Origin of the sequence: Mesorhizobium sp. (assembly GCF_041661565.1) — a bacterium.
GTDB lineage: Bacteria > Pseudomonadota > Alphaproteobacteria > Rhizobiales > Rhizobiaceae > Mesorhizobium.
Genome location: NZ_JBAZUD010000219.1, coordinates 1 through 5,447 on the forward strand (window position 1 = coordinate 1; position 5,447 = coordinate 5,447).

The following is a 5,447-nucleotide window of genomic DNA, read 5'->3' on the forward strand; positions in this document are numbered from 1 at the left end:
GCTTGCGCTGCACAATGCCGGCATGGTCGAGGAAGACATGCTGATGGAGGCGGTCGGGTTTCGCAGGCTCGAGCCGAAATCAGCGTGACGCAGCGGTAGCGCCAAGCGTGCCGGCGATCCGTTTGGCGATCGCCTTGGCCAGGATGGCGGCATTGGCGAAGCAGCCGCGAATGCTGGGACGCATGCCGGTGAACCACAAGCCGGGCAATGCCGGATCGCCTTCGCCGCCGTTGAAGAGCGGAACACCTCTGCCGTCGAGCACACCAAGCTTGCCGACCATCGCCTCGAGACCGGTGCGGTAGCCCGTCGCGGCAATGACGATATCGGGATGGATGACATTGCCGTTGGCCAGCACCACGCCGTCGGGGGTGAATTCGCTGATGGCGGGCACCACGGTGATCTTGCCGGCCTTGATGGCGCGTATGGCGCCGTCGTCGGCGGCGATGGCGGTGTAGTCCGTGGTCAGGCGGCTGGCGCCCCCCGCCGGCGCGGGCGGCAGGCCGAATTTGGTCAGGTCGCCAAAGACCAGGCGCTGCGTTGCGGCGATCGCGGCATCCGCGAGCCATAGGGGCAAGCGCGCCATCAACGGCGAAAGCCGGTGCACGGCGATCTGGCCGATGCGCTTGGGCAGGACCGCCGGACCGCCGCGGGCCGAGAGCCAGATGGCCGCCGTCTTCACGCCCGCCATATGGTTGAGTGCGTCGAAGCCCGAGTTGCCGGCGCCCACGACCAGCACCTTCTTGCCCTCATAGTCGCGCGCGTCGCCGAAATCCGCCGAATGGATGATCCGGCCGGCAAAGTCCGTCATCCCTTTCCATTCGGGAATGAAGGGCTGCCTGTCACGCCCGGTGGCGATGATGACATTGCGGGCCAGGCGCTGGCCGGCGCTGGTCTGCACGGCCCAGTGATCGCCCTTGAACGCGATATCCTCGACGGCGACGCCGAACCGCACCGGCAGCCGGTTGGTGTCGCTGAACGCGTTCATGTGGCGGATGACCGCCGTCCTGTCGGGAAAGGCGGGAGTGCCGGGGGGATAGGCGGCGCCGGGCAGCGCCGACAGGTCGCGATGGGTGTTGAGATGCAATTGGCGGTGCCGTCGATGCCAGGGTTCGCCCAGCCGGGCTTCCTTTTCCAGGATGACGGTCGGCACGCCTGCCTTGATCAGGGCGTGCGCGGCGGCGAGCCCCGCCGCGCCGGCGCCGATGACGATGGCCGGCTCGACAGGCATCGGGTTTTCCGACGGCGGTTGGCCCAGCCTTGCCTCGATTGTCATATCCGCCATGCCCTTCACGTAACTCATTCCACTACGGCGCCTCCTTGCAGGCACCGTGACGCGATCCCATTTTGGGGCGTCGCGCCCGACGCGGTTGCGCTTTATATGGCATATGCGCGATATGGGCGATAATCAGGTCGCGGCAATGTGATCGATTCGAGGCCCGGGGCTGGGGGTCTCTGTTGTCCCTCGCGCGCATGCTGGAATCCCGTTTGATTTCACGCTCATGCGCAGAACAAAAGTGTTAGGGCACTTCGCGCATTCAAGGCGCGTGGCGCCGTAGGCGGCCCCGGAATTTCGACCATGCCCTCCTTGCGGATCTATTTCGACAAAATCCTCGAGGGTGCCGCGCCCAAGGTCGAGCGCCAGGAGCTGACGCATGTCGAACGATTGGCGCTAGTTCGTCGTCATGGCGACTTCTCGCTCGCCTATTCCGGCGCGGTCCAGAGCAAGCTGTCCTATTTCGGCGACGCCGATGGCTACATCGCCTTCGGCACCAAGATGAAGCACCATTTCGCGCTTGGCGATCCGGTGGTGGCTCCGGCGCGGCGGCCCGACTACATCAGGCGCTTCGTCGAGACGGCCGGCAGCCCGTGGTTCGTCCAGATCGGCGAAGAGACCGCGCGTGTACTGGCCGGACTGGGTTACAGGATCAATCGCCTCGGGGTCGACACCCGCCTCAACCTGCCCGAGCATGATTTCTCCGGAAAGCGCAACGAGACGGTGCGCTATTCCGAACGCTGGCTGTTGAAGAAGGGCTTCTCCTTCGACGAGGACAAGCGCACGGTCTTCCTCGATGAGATCAGGCGACTGTCGGACAACTGGCGCGGCGACCGCATCGTCAAGCGCTGGGAGATGGGCTTCCTCAACCGGCCCTTCAACGATCAGCTCGGCACCGACATGCGCCGTTTCGTCCTGCACGGCCCGGACGGCGACCTGATCGCCCTGCTCGACTTCGATCCGATCTTCCGCGATGGCAAGGTGATCGGCTACACCACCGCCTTCAAGCGCAAGCATCTCGACGCCTCGCCGCATGCCGAGATCGGCTTGACCAAGTTCGCCGTCGACCGGTTTCGCGAAGAAGGCGTCTCCGTGGTTACCCTCGGCCTGTCGCCGATGCTCGATATCGGGCCAAGCGGATTTGCCGAAAGCGATTTCTGGCGCAACGCCTTCCAGCGCGCCTACGACTCGCCATGGGTCAACCGCCGCCGGTTCAACCTCCAGGGCCAGGCGGCCTTCAAGCGCCGCTTCCACGGTATAGAGGAGCCGGTCTATATCGCCTTCCGCAAGGGCACCTATGTCGAGATGCTAGGGTTGCTGCGGCTGATCAAGGCGATCTGACGGTTCGGTTTCCGGAGCGACCCTGCATTCAGGTCGACCTTGGTATGCTGGGTCAATGGAATATCTGGTAGACTGCGCTCATGATATGTCGCGGCCAGCGATGCAAATGGACTGGTGGATCATGACGCCGGTCGGCGTCGCCATACTTGTTGGCATGGCCGCGGTATTTTGGTCAGGACGCAAATCCTGAATTGGAGGTCAATCGGGCGGTCGCTTAGTTCCTGAGCCGGTAGCCAGTCCTGAAGATCCAGGCGACGATGGCGATGCAGATCAGCAGGAAGACGACGGTCATGCCGAGGCTGACGCCGACCGAGACGTCGGACTTGCCGTAGAAGCTCCAGCGGAATCCGCTGATCAGGTAGACGACCGGGTTGAACAGCGTCACCGTGCGCCAGACCTCGGGCAGCATGTTGATCGAGTAGAAGCTGCCGCCGAGGAAGGTCAGCGGCGTGATGATCAGGAGCGGCACCAGCTGCAACTGCTCGAAGCTCTTCGCCCAGATGCCGATGATGAAGCCGAACAGGCTGAAGGTGACCGCCGTCAGCACCAGAAAGGCGACCATCCAGAACGGGTGCTGGATCGTCAGCGGCACGAACAGCGAGGCTGTCGCCAGGATGATCAGCCCGAGGATGATCGACTTGGTCGCCGCGCCGCCGACATAGGCGATGACGATTTCCAGGTAGGACACCGGCGCCGACAGCAATTCGTAGATCGAGCCGACGAATTTCGGAAAGTAGATGGCAAAGGAGGCGTTGGAGATCGACTGCGTCAGCAGCGACAGCATGATCAGTCCCGGCACGATGAAGGCGCCGTAGCTGATGCCATCGATCTCGGTGATGCGCGAGCCAATGGCCGAGCCGAAGACGACGAAGTAGAGCGACGTCGAGATGACCGGCGAGACGATGCTCTGCAGCACGGTGCGGAAGGCACGGGCCATTTCCATCCGGTAGATGGCCCATACGGCGCGAAAATTCATGGCCGCCATCGGGTTCATGCGTCTTTCCTCACCAGGTTGACGAAGATCTCCTCGAGCGAGCTGTTTTGCGTGTCGATGTCGCGGAACTGGATACCGCCGGCCTCGAGGTCGCGGATCAGCGAGGCGACGCCCGGCCGCTCGGCCTGGTTGTCATAGGTGTAGGTCAGCTGCCCGCCATCCGGCGACAGCTCCAGCGCGTAGCGCGAGAAGGCTTCCGGAATGGCCGTCAGCGGATTGCGCAATTCCAGCACCAGGCGCTTGCGGCCGAGCTTGCGCATCAGTTCCGCCTTGTTCTCGACCAGGATGATCTCGCCGCGGTTGATGACGCCGACACGGTCGGCCATCGCCTCGGCCTCCTCGATATAGTGGGTGGTGAGGATGATGGTGACGCCGTCCTCGCGCAGCTTGCGCACCATTTCCCACATGTCCTGGCGCAGCTCGACATCGACGCCGGCGGTCGGCTCGTCGAGGAACAGGATGCGCGGCTCGTGCGACAGCGCCTTGGCGATCATCAGCCGCCGTTTCATGCCGCCCGACAGGGTGATCGCCTTGGCGTCCTTCTTGTCCCACAGCGACAGATCGCGCAGCACCTTCTCGACAAAGGCATGATTGGCCGGCTTGCCGAACAGGCCGCGGCTGTAGTTCACCGTCGCCCAGACGCTCTCGAAAGCGTCGATGGTCAATTCCTGCGGCACCAGGCCGATCAGGCCGCGCGCGGCGCGGTAGTCCTTGTTGATGTCGTGGCCGTCGACGGTAACGGTGCCCGACGAGCGGTTGACGATGCCGCAGACGATGGAGATCAGCGTCGTCTTGCCGGCGCCGTTGGGGCCAAGCAATGCGAAGATCTCGCCACGCTGGATGTCGAGGTTGACTTCCTTGAGCGCGGTGAAACCGGTGGCGTAGGTCTTGGAGACCCCGGAAATGGACAGAATGGAGGGCATGGCTGACGGCTGCCTGAATGAGGTCCTCTCATATAGGCCGAATGGCCGCGCGTGCAACCGCGACGCCGGGAAGCTGCCGCCAGCTCCCGACAGGTTGCGGGTGGCGCTCGCCGTCAGATGGTTCCAGCCGGATGCGTGAAGCGACAGTCCGAGGCCGGGGGATGGCCATCAGCCCATCGTGAACACGGTTCGGCGACGACTGTCATCCTTGGGCCACGCCTGTTGGATGTCGGCCAGCGGAACCGGCGTGGTGGCGATTTGGAAGCCGGCCGGCGGGGTGGCGCGCAGCAGATCGCCGATGCAGGCGAGCATGCGGTCGAGCGGGACGCTGCCGATGCCGCTGCCCATCAGCGTGATCGCCGACGACCGGAGCACGGCGCTCGGCAGGCTGATCTCCTGGCCGCTGACGGAACCGACCTGGACGAAGCGGATCGGCACGGCGTCGGCTCCGGCCTTGGCGGCGGCGGTCAGCAGGTGCTCGGCGCTGCTGCCCCAGAGATAGTCGATGACGACGTCCACCCCCTTGGCGAACCAGGGTTTGAAGCTGTCTTCCAGGGCCGTCCCGTCCTCGACCAGCGGGATCGTCCCATCGGCCCCCAGGGCGGCGACGGCGTCGAGCGCGGCGGCGTTGCGGCCGGTGGCGATGATTTTCCCGGCGCCGAGATGCCTGGCGATCTGGACGGCGAGGCGGCCGGACGTGCCGGTGGCGCCGTTGACCAGCACGGTCTCGCCGGGCTTCAGCATCGCCCGCTCGGTGTAGGCCGCCCATGACGACATGCCCGGATTGGCGATTGCCGCGGCGGTCACGTCGTCGAGGTCCTCGGGCAGCGCCACGCACTGCGCCGCAGGAACGACCGTCCGCTCCGCCATGGCGCCGTTCGGCGCCCTGGGCAGGACGAAATAGACCCTGCTGCCG

Annotated in this window: 5 protein-coding genes; 1 reads left to right on the top strand and 4 read right to left on the bottom strand. The window is 64.8% G+C overall.

The window, feature by feature from the left end; genetic code table 11:
• Positions 1 to 79: 79 nt before the first annotated feature.
• Positions 80 to 1,228 (bottom strand): flavin-containing monooxygenase, encoded by a 1,149-nt coding sequence (locus WC739_RS24295; RefSeq protein ID WP_372955542.1) that lies wholly within the window; start codon positions 1,226 to 1,228, stop codon positions 80 to 82.
• A 348-nt stretch (positions 1,229 to 1,576) separates the two neighbouring features.
• On the opposite strand from WC739_RS24295, the gene WC739_RS24300 reads away from it, so the two are divergent.
• On the top strand, positions 1,577 to 2,614 hold the full coding sequence (locus tag WC739_RS24300) for a phosphatidylglycerol lysyltransferase domain-containing protein (protein WP_372955539.1): 1,038 nt from the start codon (positions 1,577 to 1,579) through the stop codon (positions 2,612 to 2,614).
• A gap of 214 nt (positions 2,615 to 2,828) precedes the next feature.
• Here WC739_RS24300 and WC739_RS24305 read toward each other — a convergent pair whose 3' ends face one another.
• The 3 genes from WC739_RS24305 to WC739_RS24315 all read right to left on the bottom strand — a co-directional run.
• Positions 2,829 to 3,590 carry an ABC transporter permease gene (locus WC739_RS24305; RefSeq protein WP_372955543.1) on the bottom strand — a complete coding sequence of 254 codons (762 nt, stop codon included), beginning with the start codon at positions 3,588 to 3,590 and terminating at the stop codon, positions 2,829 to 2,831.
• A 14-nt stretch (positions 3,591 to 3,604) separates the two neighbouring features.
• Entirely contained in the window at positions 3,605 to 4,531 is a 927-nt protein-coding gene (locus tag WC739_RS24310) for an ABC transporter ATP-binding protein (RefSeq protein ID WP_372955540.1), read from the bottom strand.
• Positions 4,532 to 4,699: 168 nt separating this feature from the next.
• Positions 4,700 to 5,447, bottom strand: a 748-nt coding sequence (locus tag WC739_RS24315; RefSeq protein WP_372955541.1) for a zinc-binding dehydrogenase, incomplete at its 5' end; no start/stop codon positions are given.